Source organism: Flavobacterium restrictum, from assembly GCF_007097245.1.
GTDB lineage: Bacteria > Bacteroidota > Bacteroidia > Flavobacteriales > Flavobacteriaceae > Flavobacterium > Flavobacterium restrictum.
In genome coordinates, this window is the sequence record NZ_VJZT01000004.1 from 23,481 (window position 1) to 41,645 (window position 18,165).

An 18,165-nucleotide genomic window follows, 5' to 3' on the forward strand; every position below is an offset into this window, starting at 1 on the left:
AACTATTTAAGCGCTCTAAACATTTGGTCAATCGCTTTTTTCTTTTGTTCCATATTGGGATGAACATACAGGTTCAAAGTCGTACTGATATTCGAATGCCCAAGCAAAACGCTGACCGTTTTATAATCGCATTTGCTTTCAATGCATCTGGTGGCAAAACTGTGGCGTAGCCCGTGAAACTTGAGTTCGGGCATATTTAATTCTCGCATTAGGTTCTTGTAATAGCTTCTGTAAGTTCTGGGTTCGGTGGGTTTTTCGTCGTTGGTCAATACAAAAAAGGAGCTGTTTACAATTTTTTTGAAGGGTTTCAGCAGTCGCAATAAATCCCTGCTCATGGGAATATCACGGATGGAATTCTTGGTTTTGGGTGTGTCCAAAAGAACTTCCGTCTTGCGAATGTTGTCTTCAATGACATAAATGCGTTGTATCGTTCTTTTTACGCTTATAATTCCTCTGTCGGTGTCGATGTCTTCCCAAGTGAGAGCGCAAACTTCGCCAATGTGTATGCCAGAACTCAAGCAAATGAAAATCCCTAAATTCCTAAAAGTAAAATGCTCTTGAATGTAGTTCATTATCTTTTTTTGATTGGTTCTACTCAAAACTTCAATGTCGTGTTTTTCTCGTTCTGTCGGGAATTGAATATCAAAGGCTTGATACTCTAACCATTTGTTTTTAGCACCAAATTTGAGTACCATTTTCAGTACAATCAAAATATCTTTAATAGTTTTGTGGCTCAATCCCTGTTCTATTTTTTGAAATACAAATTGTTGCACTTCGGCTTCTTCAATAGTGTATTGATTCCCAAAAACAGGTACTAAATGATTTTCTGTTAAAAGTACATAGGCCGAGAAACTCGATTTTTTTACATACTGCTTTTTGTCTGTTTTCCATAGGTTGATGACTTCTGAAATTTTCTTTTGTTCGTTCATAATTTGATTTTTAAGATTATTAATCTCAAAGGAAATAAATTAAGGATTGCGGATTTTTAATCTTTTCTAATGAGGACGAGGAATCTTTAATCTTAAGGTTCCAAATTTAAGATTTCCTGAATTTTCAGATGAATGGGAAGTGAAGAAATTGGGGGATATTGGAGATGTAAAAATGTGTAGAAGAATCTTTAGTGATGAAACTTCATCTATTGGAGATATACCTTTCTTTAAAATCGGTTCATTTGGTAAAGAAGCTGACGCTTTTATTTCTAAAGAATTATATTTAGATTACAGAAAAAGATTTTCATATCCTAAAAAAGGAGATGTTTTAATTTCCGCAGCTGGAACAGTAGGAAGAACAGTTGTATTTACAGGAGAAGATGCTTATTTTCAAGATTCTAATATTGTTTGGATAGACAATGATAATGCAAATGTCAATAATGATTTTTTGTTCTATATTTTAAAAATCGTGAAATACAATACAGAAGGTGGTACTATTCAACGATTGTACAATAGCATTTTAAAATCAACTAAATTTAATAGTCCTAAAATTTCCGAACAAAATAAAATATACAATTTCCTTAATCTAATCGATGATAGAATTCAAACCCAAAACAAAATAATTGAGGAATTGAAAATACTGAAATCTACGCTAGCACAAAAGCTATTTTCTCAACAGTTACGATTCAAAGGCGATGATGGAAATGATTTTGGTGTTTGGGAAGTAAAGAAGTTGGGTGAATGTTTAGATTATATTCAACCGACAAAATATTTGGTTTCAAGTACAGAGTATGATAATTCATATAAAACGCCAGTTCTCACGGCAGGAAAGACTTTTATTCTTGGTTATACAAATGAAACTAATGGAATATTTGAAAATAATTTACCTGTTATAATATTCGATGATTTCACAACAGCAACACAATTTGTTGATTTTCCTTTTAAAGCAAAATCATCAGCTATGAAAATTTTAACAGCAACAAAAGGAGTTTATATAAAATTCATTTTTGAAGCTATGCAATTTATGAATTATGAAATAGGTGGTCACGAAAGACATTGGATTTCTAAATTTGCACCAATTGAAATCCTCGTTCCTTCTATTGACGAACAAACCAGAATTGCCGATTTCCTTTCTTCTATTGATGAAAAAATTAAAACAGAAAATGAAATTTTAGAACAATACAAAAACCAAAAACAATATTTACTATATAATCTTTTTATATAATTTCCTGCCTTTATCGGCAATAAATAGCTAAATTTGGAGTGTTAATTTATTAATTGTTGCCGATATAGGCAACTTCAAAGAAAAAATGAACTATATTTCAGTAAAGGAATTTGCGAAAAAATGGAATATTCCAGAAAGAACGGTGCGAAACTATTGTGCCAAAGGCAAAATAAAAGGTGCTTTCTTGACGGGAAAAACTTGGAATATTCCGAAAGATGCTGGCTTACCTGAAAAAGAAAACAAGAAAAAATTCAGCAATAATATACTGCTCAATCAACTCAAAGAGCAAAAAGATATGAAGTTGAAAGGTGGAATTTACCACCGTACTCAAATTGATTTGACCTATAATTCTAACCGTATCGAAGGAAGCAAGCTTACCCAAGAACAAACCCGTTTTATTTTTGAGACCAACACCATTGGCATCACCGATGAGAGTGTGAATGTCGATGATATTATTGAAACCAATAACCATTTTCGCTGTATTGATTTGATTATTGAAAAAGCAAATTCTAAACTCACAGAATCGTTTATAAAAGAATTGCATTTTTTGCTAAAATCAGGAACATCAGACAGTCGAAAAGATTGGTTTAATGTTGGCGATTACAAAAAGTTACCAAATGAAGTAGGTGGCAACGAAACCTGTTCGCCTAAAGAAGTTGCTGCAAAAATGAAAAACTTGCTCTTAAATTATCATAATAAAGAACAAAAAACTTTTGAAGATATAATTGATTTTCATCAGAAATTTGAAGTTATTCATCCTTTTCAAGATGGCAATGGTCGTGTGGGAAGATTAATACTATTCAAGGAATGTCTAACTAATAACATTGTTCCGTTTATTATTGATGATGAGTTAAAATTATTCTATTATCGTGGATTACAACAATGGGATGATGTAAAAGAATATTTAATGGATACTTGCCTTTCCGCACAAGATAATTACAAAGCTATTTTAAAATATTTTGAGATTGATTTTGAGTAAATACTATATAAAAAGGTTCTGTAACAAATACTTTTTCTGATTTTTATATTGAATTAATAGTTGTTTTTCTATTTCAATTTTTTCATCTATTTTGGATAAAAAATCTGCAATTTTAGTTTGTTCTTCCAAAGAAGGAATTCCAAAATTTTCATTTTTATAATCTTTGAAATAGATATGCGGAATTGTACTGCCTGTTATATATTTTGTGAAATCAATATTGCTTAACAGGTAAAATAAAAAATGAGTATTTGTATTTACCAATGGTTTAATAATATCCATCGTTCCTAAAACAGAAGATTTTCCTTTGCAATAAAAAAGTCTACCAACACCTGCTCCATCTTTTACAATACTTATGTAATCGCTTTTTTCTTCATAGAAATCAACTTTCTTTAAAACTCCCGATGCACCATAGATAATATATTTACCAAAATTATCTTCTATTTTATTTGCAGAAATATTAGAGGATTTTTTTTCGCAAATTTCTCCCAAATTCTTATTCTTCCATTCGGGAAAATCATTCCCATAATCATCTTTAAATCTCAATTTTTGCTTAAATATCTTATCTCTGAGATTTTGAATTAAGGATTCTAATCGTAGAATTATTTTGTTTTAGGTTTGAATTCTATCATCGATTAGATTAAGGAAATTGTATATTTTATTTTGTTCGGAAATTTTAGGACTATTAAATTTAGTTGATTTTAAAATGCTATTGTACAATCGTTGAATAGTACCACCTTCTGTATTGTATTTCACGATTTTTAAAATATAGAACAAAAAATCATTATTGACATTTGCATTATCATTGTCTATCCAAACAATATTAGAATCTTGAAAATAAGCATCTTCTCCTGTAAATACAACTGTTCTTCCTACTGTTCCAGCTGCGGAAATTAAAACATCTCCTTTTTTAGGATATGAAAATCTTTTTCTGTAATCTAAATATAATTCTTTAGAAATAAAAGCGTCAGCTTCTTTACCAAATGAACCGATTTTAAAGAAAGGTATATCTCCAATAGATGAAGTTTCATCACTAAAGATTCTTCTACACATTTTTACATCTCCAATATCCCCCAATTTCTTCACTTCCCATTCATCTGAAAATTCAGGAAATCTTAAATTTGGAACATTGCTCATACTCTTATATTTTTCTTGCATCTTGGCTATTGTGTTTCTTAATGCTAGACATTAAGGATTTTATTTTTTTTGTATCGTCTTCCTGATGTTAGGAAAATGGCAAATTATTTCTTCTAATTTTATTTGCCCTTTAGTTTTTTGGTGTCATTTTCTAAATGTTGGATAAAATGTTTTTCGGCTTCAGAAAGGTCGTTTAGGGTTTGTTGGTTGTATTTTTCATATTCATTATGTGCTTTATCAATAGCTTGTTGGTGGCTTATAGTGCCGCCGTGTAGTAAAATTTCATTGCCCGAAATTTTTATAAATTCATCTAGCTTTTCTATCCAATTCTTCATATACATTGGCTTGCGATTGAGCGCCTGTATTTCTGCCAACTCCAAATAAGCCGATACAATTCGGTTTAAAATATTCAGTTCTTCAGCGGTTAAATAGTTTTTGGCTATTTCAGCTTCCTGTTTGGTCGGTTTATTGCCTTTAAAATTGGTTAAACCCAGATTGGGTTTGGTAGCATCTATTCTTTTATAAACAATTTCAGCCGCTGTATTTCCGTGGGCTGCCCAGTGCATTTTGTTTTGTATGATTTGAAAAAATAACAAACTGCTTTCTGATTTTGGATCATAATCGATACTTGTAGCATAAATATCAAGCACTTTTCTCCAAAAAACTTTTTCAGACGAACGGATATCTCTGATACGAGACAAAAGTTCTTCAAAATAATTGCCTCCACCTGCTTGTTTCAGCAATTCATCATTCATTGTAAAACCTTTTACAATATATTCTCGTAAACGAGCAGTTGCCCATTGCCGAAACTTTGTTCCTTGCAAACTTTTTACCCTGTAACCTACGGATATGATAACATCCAGGTTATAGATTTTTACGGGTTTGTCTGAATTTGCAATGTGCAAAATTTGCACATTGCTTTTTTCATCAAGCTCATTTTCTTTAAAAATATTAGTAATGTGTTTGGTAATTACGGTTCTGTCTTTACCAAAAAGTATTGCCATTTGAGCTTGTGTAAGCCAAACAGTTTCATTTTCGAGTCGGGTTTGAATCTTTACCGAACCATCTTCTGAATTATAAATAATGATTTCACTTTTACTCATAATTCACTTTTTAAATCACCAATCCTAATTCTTTGAAATACACTTCAATTTGAACATCTAAATCGGCTCGTTTGGCTTCCAATTCTTTTATGCCACTCATTACGGCTTGAATATCAATTTCTTCCTGTTCTTCAAAAGTATCGACATATCTTGGAATATTTAGGTTGTAATCGTTGTTGGCAATTTCCTGTAAGGTGGCTTTGTAACTGTATTTTTCGATGACGGTTCTGTCACGATAGGTTTGCACAATTTTATCAATATGCTCATCACGAAGCATATTCTGGCTTTTTACCTTTTCGAATCCTTTGCTGGCATCAATAAATAGAATATCATCGGGTGTTTCCCTGCATTTTTTGAATACCAAAATACAAGTAGGAATTCCTGTGCCGTAAAAGATATTGGCTGGTAAACCAATCACGGCATCAAGATAATTTTTTTGTTCAATCAGATATTTTCGAATGTGCAATTCGGCTCCTCCACGAAACAAAACGCCGTGTGGCAAAACAATTGCCATAATACCATTTTCTGCCAATTGGTAAATCATGTGTTGTACGAAAGTAAAATCGGCTTTGCTACTGGGAGCTAATTTTCCATATTGACTAAAACGATCATCGGATGTGAATAGGGGATTGGCACTCCATTGTGCCGAAAATGGCGGATTGGCAACGATGGCTTCAAAACGCAAATCCAAATGTTGTGGATGCTCAATGGTATCTTCTTGCTTAATGTCAAATTTTAGGAAATGCACTCCGTGTAAAATCATATTCATTCGGGCAAGATTGTACGTGGTACGATTCATTTCTTGACCGTAAAAGTTGTTGACATCATCTACCTCTTTTGCCACACGAAGTAGTAAAGAGCCCGAGCCACAAGTAGGATCATAAACCGATTTTAGTCTGGTTTTTCCTGTGGTAACAATTTTAGCCAATATTTTACTAACTTCTTGCGGAGTGTAAAATTCGCCCGCTTTTTTTCCTGCTCCACTGGCAAATTGTCCAATCAAATATTCGTAAGCATCGCCCAAGACATCCAATTCGGTATCGCCTAACTTGAAATCGATTTGGTCAAGGTGCATCAACACTTTTGCGATAATTGCGTTTCGTGCTTCGGCAGTTTTTCCAAGATTGTTACTGTTTAAATCCATATCCGAGAAAAGGTCTTCAAAATCCTCTTCACTTTGTGTACCCATGGTACTCAACTGGATATTGGTTAGAATTTTTTGTAAATCTTCAAGGATAAAAGTATTGGTATCGCTATTGCCTCGTTTGGCAACTTCACTGAACAATTCAGAAGGTTTCAAGAAATAACCCAAAGTTTGCAATGAAGCTTCCTTGATGGCTTCTATATATTGTTGTCCGTCTTCGGTATTTTCTTGTATATCTCTAAATTGTATTTTGTCTTGTTGTAAAATAGTGTTGGCATAAATCTCCATTTTTTCAGCGAGATATTTATAAAAAATAAATCCTAAAATGTAATCACGAAACTCATCTGCATTCATTTTTCCTCTTAAGGTGTTTGCAATATTCCAAAGTTGTTGTTCGAGTTGTTTCTTTTGGTCTTCTGACATTTTGTATAAATTAGGCTTAAAATTGAGGATTTATAATCTTTTAAAATTGACTAAAAGTAATCCTTTTCGGTTGTATAATATACCTTGATACTGAAATATTTTTGAAGGATTTGTTTTTTGTATTTCTAAAAAGATACTACTCTATAATGAGTTTTTTAAAACAAAAAAAATCCCTTGACAAAGTATCAAGGGATTAAAAAAAAATATTTTAAAAAGACTACAAGCCTGGCAAATCACCTGTACCTTTAGTGGGTAAATTGGTAAAACCCATCAGGTATAAATCGACTTCTCTTGCCGCTTCACGTCCTTCAGAGATTGCCCAAACGATTAAAGATTGTCCTCTTCTCATGTCGCCAGCAGTAAATATATGTGGTACATTCGTTTGATAATTGGTCGCTTTATAATTGCTTCTAAAGTCGGTTTCTAATCCTAATTGGTCGCTTAACGTTTTTTCAGGCCCTGTAAATCCAAGTGCTAATAAAGCCAAATCACAAGGCCATATTTTCTCTGAACCTTCTTTTTCTATCAACTCTGGTCTTTGACCTGGTGTCATTTTCCAAGCCACTTCAACGGTTTTTAATCCTACTAGTTCCCCTTTTTCGTTGGCAAGGAATTCTTTGGTGTTAATCAACCAGTTTCTGTTGCAGCCTTCTTCGTGTGAAGAAGAAGTCTTCAATTGCAATGGCCAGAAAGGCCATGGTGTGGTTTTGCTACGCCCAACTGGTGGTTTTGGCATAATTTCAAAATTAGTCACTGATTTTGCTCCGTGTCTATTTGATGTTCCTACACAATCCGATCCAGTATCTCCACCACCTATTACGATGACGTCTTTTCCAGTAGCCATTACTTGATCCGCAATGGTTTCTCCGTACAACGCTTTGGTTTGTTGTGACAAAAAGTCCATGGCTTGAACAACACCTTTGCTATCGGCACCTTTGGTAGGCAAACCTCTTCTTTCGGTCGCTCCACCGCATAATACGATAGAATCAAAAGAATTCAACTCTTCTACACTATAATTAACCCCTACGTTTACATTGGTTTTGAAAATAACACCTTCAGCTTCTAAAACTTTTACACGTCTGTCGATAATTCCTTTTTCTAATTTGAAATTTGGAATTCCGTAACGTAATAATCCACCAATAGCGTTATCTCTTTCAAAAACAGTAACGGTATGACCTGCGCGATTCAATTGTTGAGCAGCGGCAAGTCCAGCAGGGCCAGAGCCAATAACGGCAACCGTTTTTCCTGTTCTTACTTCTGGGGTTTGTGGTTTGATCCAGCCTTCGGCAAAACCTCTCTCGATAATATTTTTTTCAATATTTTCGATAGCAACTGGTTCGCTGATGATGCCCAACACACATGATTTTTCGCAAGGAGCAGGACATAAACGACCTGTGAATTCCGGAAAATTGTTTGTAGATTGTAGAATCTTCAAGGCACTTTCCCATTCTTCTTGGTGCACCATGTCATTAAAATCAGGAATTAAATTTCCTAACGGACAGGAGCTATGACAAAAAGGAATACCACAATCCATACATCTAGAACCTTGTTCTTTGATTTTGTCTTTGGTTAATGGAACTGTAAATTCATTATAATTCGACACTCTTTCTAGAACAGCAACGTTACTTTCGTCGGCTCTATTATATTCTTTAAATCCACCTATTTTACCCATGATTTTTTTATTAAATTTCAAATTTCAATTTGACTATTCCTTTTCTTAATTGCCATTGAAATTGTTATTTTACAAAGCTATTAATTCTTCAACTTGCTTTTCATTTGCCAATCTTTGCAATGCTTTTTTGTAATCTGTTGGCATCACTTTAATGAAATGTTTGCTTTCATTTTCCCAATCAGTCAAAATTCTTTTGGCTAAAGGGCTATTGGTATACATGGAATGATTTCTAATTAAACGTCTTAATTTAGTCAAATCTTCCTCTTCTAATGTTTCTAATGCTACCATTTCCATGTTGCACAAACCGTTTTCAAATTTCTTTTTGGCATCATACACATACGCAACACCACCACTCATACCTGCAGCGAAGTTTCGACCTGTTTTACCTAGAACTACTACCGTTCCTCCAGTCATGTACTCACAACCGTGGTCTCCAATTCCTTCTACAACTGCTGTTGCACCAGAATTTCGTACCGCAAAACGCTCTCCAGCCATACCGTTAATGTAAGCCTCTCCAGTAATTGCGCCATAAAGGGCCACGTTTCCTATGATAATGTTGTCTTCTGGACTAAAGGTAGCAGTAGGAGGGACTTTGATAATTAATTTCCCACCTGAAAGTCCTTTTCCTAAATAGTCATTACAGTTTCCGTGAATTTTAAACGACAATCCATTAGTAGCAAATGCTCCAAAACTTTGTCCCGCTGAACCTGTAAAGTCAACAAGAATAGTGTCTTCTGGTAATCCTTGTGCTCCGTAAATTTTTGAAATCTCATTACTCAAAATCGCACCTACGGAACGATCTGTGTTTTTGATATCAAAAGTAACTCTTGTTTTTTCTTTTCTATAAATAGATGGAATAGCCGCTTTGATGATGGCAAAATCCAATACGTTTTCTAATGCGTGATCTTGCGTTGTTGTATTGTGATTAGGAACTGTTTTGGCTTTTTCTGGTTTGTATAATATCATTGACAAATCCAATCCACTCGCTTTATAATGTTTGATTGCTTTGTTGACATTCAGTTTTTGTGATTGTCCCACCATTTCTTTTAAGGTTCTAAAACCAAGTTGAGCCATAATTTCTCTTAACTCTTCGGCGATAAAATACATAAAATTGATAATGTGTTCTGGCGTTCCTTTGAAATTTTTTCTTAATTCAGGATCTTGTGTAGCAATACCTACGGGGCAGGTATTCAAGTGACACGCACGCATCATGATACAACCAGATGCAACTAGCGGTGCAGTGGCAAAACCAAATTCCTCGGCTCCAAGCAAGGCAGCAATAGCTACGTCACGACCTGTTTTTAATTGACCGTCACATTCTAGAACCACACGACTTCTTAAATCATTTAAGATTAACGTTTGTTGTGCTTCGGCAAGACCCAATTCCCAAGGAATACCTGTATGTTGTAGCGAAGTTAAAGGTGCAGCACCTGTTCCTCCATCGTATCCAGAAATCAAAATCACATCGGCTTTTGCTTTGGCAACACCAGCAGCAATAGTACCAACTCCCACTTCCGAAACTAATTTTACATTCACTCTTGCTTCACGATTGGCATTTTTTAAATCAAAAATCAATTGTGATAAATCCTCAATAGAATAAATATCGTGGTGAGGTGGTGGTGAAATAAGTCCTACATAAGGGGTAGAATTTCTTGTTTCGGCAATCCAAGGCACTACTTTTTCGCCTGGTAATTGTCCACCTTCTCCTGGTTTTGCACCTTGAGCCATTTTTATTTGAATCTCTTTGGCATTGGTCAAATAATTGATCGAAACTCCAAATCGTCCAGAGGCTACTTGCTTGATGGCACTATTTCTAGAATCCCCATTCAATTCTTTTTGAAAACGTTTTGGATCTTCTCCTCCTTCTCCAGAGTTACTTTTTCCACCAATTCTGTTCATGGCAATCGCAAGATTCTCATGCGCTTCTGAACTGATTGAACCATAAGACATGGCACCCGTTTTGAATTTTTTTACAATTTCGGTCCAAGGTTCTACTTCATCAATTGAAATTGGATCCAAGTTGTTGAATTCAAACAAACCTCTAATAGTCATTAAGTTTTCACTTTGATCGTTGACCATTTTGGAGTATTCCTTATAGCTTTCTGGGCTGTTCAATCGAACGGCTTGTTGCAGTTTTGAAATAGTCGTTGGATTAAACATGTGTTTTTCACCGTTTCGTCTCCATCTGTAAATTCCGCCTATTTCTAGTGGCAATAAGTTTGCAATTTCCGATTTTGGAAACGCGTTTTGGTATCTTTTCTTAACTTCTCTTTCAATTTCCATTAGTCCAATACCTTCAATTCTAGAAGGCGTGTATGGAAAATATTTAGAGGTGAATGTTTTATTTAAACCTAAAATCTCAAAAATTTGTGCCGCCCTATACGAATGTAACGTAGAGATACCAATTTTGTTCATGATTTTCAGAATCCCTTTTGCAATCGCTTTGTTGTAATTACCAATAGCATAATCTGCTTTTACACCAGTAATAAAACCTTGATTTACTTGGTCGTGAATAATCTCATTGACCATATACGGGTTGATAGCACTCGCTCCGTAACCAAATAATAATGCAAAATGGTGTGGCTCACGTGGCTCTGCCGATTCGATTATGATTCCAAATTTTGAACGAACTTTTAGAATGTTCAAAGAATGATGAATATAGGAGGTAGCTAACAACATTGGGATTGGCGCCATTTCTTCGCTCACTCCTCTATCAGAAAGAATCACAATATTGCATCCTTCAGAAACTGCTTTGAAGGTAGCTTGTACACATTTTTCTAAAGCGCGTTCCAATCCGTTTACTCCTTTTTCTATTTTATATAAAGTAGAAATAGTTACGGACTTGAAATCGGCGTGATCGATATGTCTTATTTTATCCAAATCCTCATTAGAAATAACCGGATTTTGAATTTTTATTTTCTTACAATGTTGATCAGTAATGTCAAAAACGTTGTGGTCACCACCAATTGCCAAACTAGTATCGGTAATTATTTCTTCCCGAATACCATCCAAAGGCGGATTGGTCACTTGAGCAAATAATTGTTTGAAATAGTTATACAACAGTTGCGGTTGGTCTGACAATACAGCAAGAGGCGTATCGTTACCCATTGAACTCAAGGCTTCGTTTCCTTGTGCTCCCATTGGGTTGATGATCGTTTTTAAATCTTCTATAGTGTAACCAAACAAACGTTGTCTGGTTTCAAAATCAATTTTTTCAGTTGGAATTTGATTATTGGTATACGGGATTTTGGCTAATTGCAACAAATTGTTGTCCAACCATTCTCTGTAAGGACGTTTAGTTACGATAGCGTGTTTTATTTCGTCATCTTCAATAATACGTCCTTCATTCATATCAACAAGGAACATTTTCCCTGGTTCTAATCTTCCGTGTTGTATTACATCTTCTGGCTTAACGTCAAGAACACCAATTTCTGACGACATGATTACAAAACCGCTTTTGGTCAACGTATAACGCGATGGACGCAATCCGTTTCTATCTAACAAGGCACCAATAACGTTTCCATCAGTAAAAGGAATCGAAGCTGGACCATCCCAAGGTTCCATGATACAAGCATTGTATTCGTAGAACGCTTTCTTTTCGTCCGACATCGTTTGGTGTTTTTCCCAAGCTTCTGGAACCACCATCATCATCACTTCTGGAAGTGAACGACCAGTCATTAATAACAACTCCACCACCATATCCATAGAAGCAGAATCTGATTTTCCTTCTAAAATGATTGGGAATAATTTTTTTAAGTCGTCACCAAAAACATCACTTTTCATCAATTCCTCACGAGCACGCATTCTGCTTACGTTTCCTCTCAAAGTATTGATTTCACCATTGTGACACATGTATCTAAACGGTTGTGCCAAATCCCAAGACGGGAATGTATTGGTAGAGAAACGTTGGTGAACCAAAGCTAATCTGGTGACCAAATCGCTATCTAATAAATCAGTATAGTAACGGCTGATGTCTTCTGGCATCAACAATCCTTTGTATATTATAGTAGTAGTAGAACAACTTGAAAAGTAAAACATGTGACTTTCGGAAGTTCTTGAGTTGCGAATCGTGTGTTCGGCAATTTTTCGAGCCAAGAATAATTTGGCATTGAATTGTTGTTCGGTAATATCCAAACCATTTTTGCCCACAAATACTTGTTTAACCGTTGGTTCTTTTTCGGCAGCAATTTGACCTAAATTAGAAACATCAACAGGAACATCTCTCCATCCTAAAACGGCAAGATTTTGATCTTTTATCGCTTTTTCAAAAGTAGTTTTACAAAAAGTGACTTGATTTTGACTTTTTGGCATAAAAGCCATCCCAACTGCATATTCTCTCGCTTCAGGTATTTCGAAATCACATACTTTCTTAAAAAAAGCATGGGGAATATCAAATAAAATTCCGGCACCATCTCCAGTTCTACCATCCGAGCTTACTGCTCCTCTATGTTCTAACTTTATAAGGATATCTAGAGCCTTGTGAATGATGTCGTTCGACTTGATTCCATTCAAATTACATATAAATCCTGCGCCACAGTTGTCGTGTTCAAATTCGGGCAAATAAAGACCTTGTTCTTTAACTCTCATGCTGATAATTTTTTTACAAAATTAAAGATTTCATAACATATAACGAATGGAAATGACTTTTAAGCCCCATTTTTGCTATAAAAGTAAAATAAGCTTAAATAAATGATAATAATCTCAATTAAGTAGGTTTGAATTGTAAAATCAATAATAAAATCAAAAATTAAGTCCTAGCAAAAGTGGTTTTTGTACTATTTATTCTGTTATAAGTTTGGGTTTGAAATTTATAACAAAATTTTATAGATTCTTTATATTTTTTCTTTAAAACAGTACTTTGAAGCTCATTTTATATAATAGTTTTGCGTTGTCATTAAATTTCAAAAAAAAAATACAGTTCCGTTTAATTTTGCTATTTTTGTGCCACTTTTATTCTGAAATAAATTCAGAAACCAGACAAATTCTTTTATTATGAACATACACGAATATCAAGGAAAAGAGATTCTAGCTAGCTATGGCGTTCGCATTCAACGCGGCATTGTAGCTAATAGTCCAGTAGAAGCAGTAGCCGCTGCAAAACAATTAACTACTGAAACAGGTACCAGCTGGTACGTTGTGAAAGCACAAGTACACGCCGGTGGTCGTGGAAAAGGTGGTGGTGTGAAATTAGCCAAAAACTTGCAACAAGTAGAGGAAATTTCAGAACAAATTATTGGTATGCAATTGATTACGCCTCAAACATCTGCAGAGGGTAAAAAAGTACATAAAGTTTTAATCGCCGAGGATGTGTATTATCCAGGTGAAAGCGAAACTTCAGAATTTTATGTTTCTGTCCTTTTAAATAGAGGTACAGGACGAAATATGATCATGTATTCTACCGAAGGTGGTATGGATATCGAAGAAGTGGCGGAACATACACCTCATTTAATTTTTACCGAAGAAGTAGATCCTTCAGTAGGATTACAAGGTTTTCAAGCTAGACGAATTGCCTTTAATTTAGGTCTTTCCGGAAATGCTTTCAAAGAAATGGTGAAATTTATTGATTCATTATACAATGCGTATATTGGTTCAGATGCTTCCATGTTTGAAATCAACCCCGTTTTGAAAACATCTGACAATAAAATTTTGGCAGTTGATGCCAAAGTAAATATCGATGATAATGCGTTGTACAGACAAAAGAAATATGCTGATATGCGTGACATTCGTGAGGAAAATCCAATCGAAGTAGAAGCAAAAGAAGTAGGATTGAACTACGTAGATCTTGACGGAAGTGTAGGATGTATGGTAAATGGTGCAGGTCTAGCCATGGCAACTATGGATTTAATTAAATATGCTGGTTTTGAACCTGCAAATTTCCTAGACGTAGGTGGAACTGCCGATGCAAAACGTGTAGAAACGGCTTTCCGTATTATCTTAAAAGATCCAAACGTAAAAGCAATTTTGATCAATATTTTTGGAGGAATCGTTCGTTGTGACCGTGTGGCACAAGGAGTTGTTGATGCTTATAAAAACATGGGTGACGCTATAAAAGTGCCAATCATTGTTCGTTTACAAGGAACTAATGCTGTTGAAGCAAAACAAATTATTGAAAATTCTGGGATGCCAATTTTATCAGCTACAGAATTCCAAGAAGCTGCTGACCAAGTAAAAGTGGCACTTTCTTAATTAGAAAAATAATATATTCAAAAATCCTGTTCGCTCTAGTGAACAGGATTTTTTGTTTTTAGGAATTATATCGAATACCTTTACCTCAAACAATTGCTGTTTTTTTTTGAACATTAGCATCCTTTCAAGACATGAAACTTCAAATACAACATAATTTTATATCCCAATTACCCGCTGATCCTATCGAAATCAATATACCGAGACAGGTGGAGCAAGCTTGTTTTTCTTACGTAGAACCCAAACAGCCTTCCAATCCTTCTTTGATGCATGCTTCGAAGGAAGTAGCTGCATTAATAGGACTTGAGCAAGACGCTATTTTTTCAGCCGATTTTTTGACTATTTTTTCGGGAAAAAAGGTGTATCCGGGCACGAAGCCTTTTGCATTAGCGTATGCGGGACATCAATTTGGGAATTGGGCGGGACAACTCGGCGATGGACGTGCGATTAATTTAACCGAAGTTACTCATAATAACCAATCCTATATTTTACAACTAAAAGGTGCAGGCTCAACACCCTATTCTCGAACTGCTGATGGTTTTGCCGTTTTGCGTTCTTCGATCAGGGAGCATTTGTGTGCCGAAGCCATGCATTATCTGGGGATTCCTACCACTCGGTCGCTCTCGCTTATCCTTTCTGGTGATCCCGTTTTACGTGATGTTTTGTATAATGGTAATCCTGCTTACGAAAAAGGGGCAATTGTATGCAGAGTTGCGCCATCGTTTATTCGTTTTGGCAGTTTCGAATTGTTTGCTTCACGCAATGACGATGCCAATCTCAAGTTATTGGCTGATTTTTCTATCAAACATCATTTTCAGCATATAACCGCAACAGGAACAGCAAAATACCTAGCTTTCTTTGAAGAAGTAACCCAAACAACTCTCGAAATGATTCTCCATTGGCAACGAGTAGGCTTTGTTCATGGCGTAATGAATACGGATAATATGTCTATTCACGGCATCACCATTGACTATGGTCCCTACGGCTGGCTGGAGGATTACAATCCTGACTGGACACCCAATACTACTGATAATCAATACAAAAGATACCGTTTTGGGAACCAACCTGAAATGGCACTTTGGAATTTATACCAATTGGCAAATGCATTGTACCCACTGATAAACGATGCCAAACCACTCGAAGCAATTCTAAATGCGTTTAGCACCCGTTATGAAAAAAAGTATTTGTTGATGATGCAGGAAAAATTGGGTTTGCATATCCCAAAAGAATCAGATGCGATTCTAATACAAAACCTAACGCAACTGCTGCCAGTTGTAGAAACAGATATGACGATTTTCTTTCGGAATTTAGCCAATGTAACCAAGGACGATGCAGCAGCTACCGCTTTCGACAAAATAAAATACGCCTTTTATAACGAAGAGATCAACGAAACGGTCTTGAAAAACTGGCACGATTGGCTCGCAACCTATTGCCTTCGACTTCAAGAAGAATCGCTATTGGATACCGAAAGAAAAGCAGTAATGAATGCTGTAAATCCCAAATATGTTTTACGCAATTATATGGCGCAACTCTGTATTGATGACGCTGACAAAGGCGATTACGCTCTACTGAACGCCCTTTTTGAAATGCTTAAAAATCCCTACGCAGAGCAGCCCAATTATGAAAAATGGTTTGCCAAAAGACCCGATTGGGCAAGAAATAAAGTAGGTTGCTCAATGTTAAGTTGCAGCTCTTAAGACTTGTTTTAAACTAAAAAATCCTGAAAATATTCAGGATTTTTTGATATTAGGTTAATTTTTTATTTTTTATTTTTCCCGAAATTAAACTTTACTTTTTCGACAACTTGTATTTTATTATTTCCTTTTGGGAACTCTTTTTTTGAGATTTTCTTTGCAGCAGGTTTTGATTTTGAAGGACTTTCGTCGCCTCTTGATCGTTCTTCGTCTTTGGGTTTTGGCTTGAACTCTGCTCTTTTAGCATCGCCATCTTTTACCGGGATTTCGGCTTTATGTTTGGCTAAAACGGCGTTTGGATTTTTTGGGTTTTCTTTGGTTCCACGCAAGTGAATAACCAATCCATTAAGGAAATTTCGCAATACTTGATCGCCACATTCCATATAATTTTCATGCTTTTCGTCTCTAAAAAAAGCACCCAATTCTGATTTTGTGATTCTAAAATCTACTAATTCTAAAATTTCAACTATTTGGTCATCACGCAACATGAGTGCTACACGAAGTTTTTTGAAAATATCGTTATTTGTCATTTTATTTATTTTTTTACAAAGGTAAGACTAAAAAGCAATTGGTACACGTTTTTAGATTTAGAATTGGTTGTTCTTTAGCGGATTTGGATTTTTTTAAAACCATTAGAGTAGTTTTACGCCTGTTCCGTTTTCGGTAGCGTACCTGATTTTACCATAATCTATGGTGATTCCGCTAGCAATATCTTGCGCTAATAGCAGCGAACCGTCCATATCCACATAATCCAATTGAGGCAGCAAATGTGCAATTGCCGAAATCCCAACGGTAGATTCTGTCATGCAGCCCACCATGGTTTTTAGCCCTAATTTCTTGGCTTCTTCAATCATTCGTTTGGCGGGAGTTAGTCCGCCACATTTGGCTAATTTGATGTTTACACCATGAAAACACGGATGGCATTTGGCTACATCGGTTTCGATAATACAACTTTCATCGGCAATGATAGGCAATACCGAATGTTTAAAAACTTCGGCATGAGCGTGCCAATCATCTGCTTTTAGGGGTTGCTCTAGGAATTCGACACCCAGTTTTTGGAGCGCAATAGCATTTGTAATGGTTTCATCAACATTCCAACCGCAATTGGCATCGATTCTAAAAATGGCGTTTGTATGTTTTCGCAATTCGGTAACAATGGCAATATCTTGGGGCGTTCCTAATTTTATTTTATAAATAGGCCACGGCAATTCTTTCATTTTTTCGACCATTTTTTCGACAGAAGCAATACCAATCGTATAATCGGTTACTGGATTATTTTGAGGGTTATACTGCCACAATTCGTATAGTTTTTTTCCTTTTTTACGAGCATATAAATCGTTGTAAGCAATGTCTAATGCACACAAGGCGAATGTATTTTCTTTTAAATAAGGGTGTATTTTTAACCAAAAAACTGCTGGCGTTTCATCAGTAATAGTTTCAATTAGAGTCCTAATTTTTTCTAAATCCTGCACCATCATGGGCACAGTTATGTGGTAATACGGATTGGATGTTGCTTCCCCAAAGCCCGAAAAGCCATCACTTTGTAGCTCCACAATCAACGAAGGTTGTACATCTATTGATTTTCTTGAAATGGTAAACGTATGCTTGAGTTTAAGATTATAGGTTCGTATGATGAGTTGCATGCTAATTTATTTTAGGTTCAAAAAAAGTATAATTAA

General features: G+C 35.4%; 13 protein-coding genes. 4 read left to right on the forward strand and 9 right to left on the reverse strand.

Going from position 1 to position 18,165, the window contains the following annotated elements:
- Positions 1-2: 2 nt before the first annotated feature.
- Positions 3-929, reverse strand: coding sequence for a site-specific integrase (locus FNW21_RS05595; RefSeq protein WP_144255758.1), 927 nt, complete (start codon positions 927-929; stop codon positions 3-5).
- A gap of 139 nt (positions 930-1,068) precedes the next feature.
- Here FNW21_RS05595 and FNW21_RS05600 point away from each other — a divergent pair, with 139 nt between their 5' ends.
- Entirely contained in the window at positions 1,069-2,154 is a 1,086-nt protein-coding gene (locus FNW21_RS05600; RefSeq protein WP_185963890.1) for a restriction endonuclease subunit S, read from the forward strand.
- Positions 2,155-2,239: 85 nt separating this feature from the next.
- The gene (locus FNW21_RS05605) at positions 2,240-3,133 is read left to right on the forward strand and encodes a Fic family protein (protein ID WP_144255760.1); all 894 of its coding nucleotides are present in this window, start codon (positions 2,240-2,242) and stop codon (positions 3,131-3,133) included.
- Positions 3,134-3,136: 3 nt separating this feature from the next.
- Here FNW21_RS05605 and FNW21_RS05610 read toward each other — a convergent pair whose 3' ends face one another.
- The 6 genes from FNW21_RS05610 to gltB all read right to left on the reverse strand — a co-directional run bounded on the left by FNW21_RS05610 (position 3,137) and on the right by gltB (position 13,196).
- Positions 3,137-3,676: a restriction endonuclease subunit S gene (locus FNW21_RS05610; protein WP_185963891.1), complete on the reverse strand. Its 540-nt coding sequence runs from the start codon at positions 3,674-3,676 to the stop codon at positions 3,137-3,139.
- Between the two features lie 66 nt (positions 3,677-3,742).
- Entirely contained in the window at positions 3,743-4,288 is a 546-nt protein-coding gene (locus FNW21_RS05615) for a restriction endonuclease subunit S (RefSeq protein ID WP_144255762.1), read from the reverse strand.
- Positions 4,289-4,386: 98 nt separating this feature from the next.
- On the reverse strand, positions 4,387-5,370 hold the full coding sequence (gene rhuM / locus FNW21_RS05620; RefSeq protein ID WP_144255763.1) for a virulence RhuM family protein: 984 nt from the start codon (positions 5,368-5,370) through the stop codon (positions 4,387-4,389).
- 10 nt (positions 5,371-5,380) lie between these two features.
- Positions 5,381-6,937 carry a type I restriction-modification system subunit M gene (locus FNW21_RS05625; RefSeq protein ID WP_144255764.1) on the reverse strand — a complete coding sequence of 519 codons (1,557 nt, stop codon included), beginning with the start codon at positions 6,935-6,937 and terminating at the stop codon, positions 5,381-5,383.
- 217 nt (positions 6,938-7,154) lie between these two features.
- Positions 7,155-8,609, reverse strand: a complete 1,455-nt coding sequence (locus FNW21_RS05630; protein WP_144255765.1) for a glutamate synthase subunit beta — start codon at positions 8,607-8,609, stop codon at positions 7,155-7,157.
- A 69-nt stretch (positions 8,610-8,678) separates the two neighbouring features.
- On the reverse strand, positions 8,679-13,196 hold the full coding sequence (gene gltB, locus FNW21_RS05635) for a glutamate synthase large subunit (RefSeq protein ID WP_144255766.1): 4,518 nt from the start codon (positions 13,194-13,196) through the stop codon (positions 8,679-8,681).
- Between the two features lie 405 nt (positions 13,197-13,601).
- On the opposite strand from gltB, the gene sucC reads away from it, so the two are divergent.
- Entirely contained in the window at positions 13,602-14,795 is a 1,194-nt protein-coding gene (gene sucC / locus FNW21_RS05640) for an ADP-forming succinate--CoA ligase subunit beta (protein WP_144255767.1), read from the forward strand.
- A gap of 131 nt (positions 14,796-14,926) precedes the next feature.
- A complete protein-coding gene (locus FNW21_RS05645; RefSeq protein ID WP_144255768.1) occupies positions 14,927-16,489 on the forward strand; it encodes a protein adenylyltransferase SelO in 1,563 nt (520 codons plus the stop codon).
- A gap of 62 nt (positions 16,490-16,551) precedes the next feature.
- On the opposite strand, the gene FNW21_RS05650 is transcribed toward FNW21_RS05645, so the two are convergent.
- Together FNW21_RS05650 and FNW21_RS05655 are read right to left on the reverse strand one after the other, a co-directional pair.
- Complete coding sequence (locus FNW21_RS05650) at positions 16,552-17,016, reverse strand: DUF1456 family protein (RefSeq protein WP_144255769.1); 465 nt, start codon at positions 17,014-17,016, stop codon at positions 16,552-16,554.
- Positions 17,017-17,118: 102 nt separating this feature from the next.
- Positions 17,119-18,129, reverse strand: coding sequence for a dipeptide epimerase (locus FNW21_RS05655; protein WP_144255770.1), 1,011 nt, complete (start codon positions 18,127-18,129; stop codon positions 17,119-17,121).
- Positions 18,130-18,165 lie beyond the last annotated feature (36 nt).

Bases quoted from the DNA above. Each gene is read 5' to 3' on its own strand.
- FNW21_RS05595 (WP_144255758.1), bottom strand. From the start codon at position 929: ATGAACGAACAAAAGAAAATTTCAGAAGTCATCAACCTATGGAAAACA.
- FNW21_RS05605 (WP_144255760.1), top strand. From the start codon at position 2,240: ATGAACTATATTTCAGTAAAGGAATTTGCGAAAAAATGGAATATTCCA.
- FNW21_RS05615 (WP_144255762.1), bottom strand. From the start codon at position 4,288: ATGCAAGAAAAATATAAGAGTATGAGCAATGTTCCAAATTTAAGATTT.
- rhuM (WP_144255763.1), bottom strand. From the start codon at position 5,370: ATGAGTAAAAGTGAAATCATTATTTATAATTCAGAAGATGGTTCGGTA.
- FNW21_RS05625 (WP_144255764.1), bottom strand. From the start codon at position 6,937: ATGTCAGAAGACCAAAAGAAACAACTCGAACAACAACTTTGGAATATT.
- FNW21_RS05630 (WP_144255765.1), bottom strand. From the start codon at position 8,609: ATGGGTAAAATAGGTGGATTTAAAGAATATAATAGAGCCGACGAAAGT.
- gltB (WP_144255766.1), bottom strand. From the start codon at position 13,196: ATGAGAGTTAAAGAACAAGGTCTTTATTTGCCCGAATTTGAACACGAC.
- sucC (WP_144255767.1), top strand. From the start codon at position 13,602: ATGAACATACACGAATATCAAGGAAAAGAGATTCTAGCTAGCTATGGC.
- FNW21_RS05645 (WP_144255768.1), top strand. From the start codon at position 14,927: ATGAAACTTCAAATACAACATAATTTTATATCCCAATTACCCGCTGAT.
- FNW21_RS05650 (WP_144255769.1), bottom strand. From the start codon at position 17,016: ATGACAAATAACGATATTTTCAAAAAACTTCGTGTAGCACTCATGTTG.
- FNW21_RS05655 (WP_144255770.1), bottom strand. From the start codon at position 18,129: ATGCAACTCATCATACGAACCTATAATCTTAAACTCAAGCATACGTTT.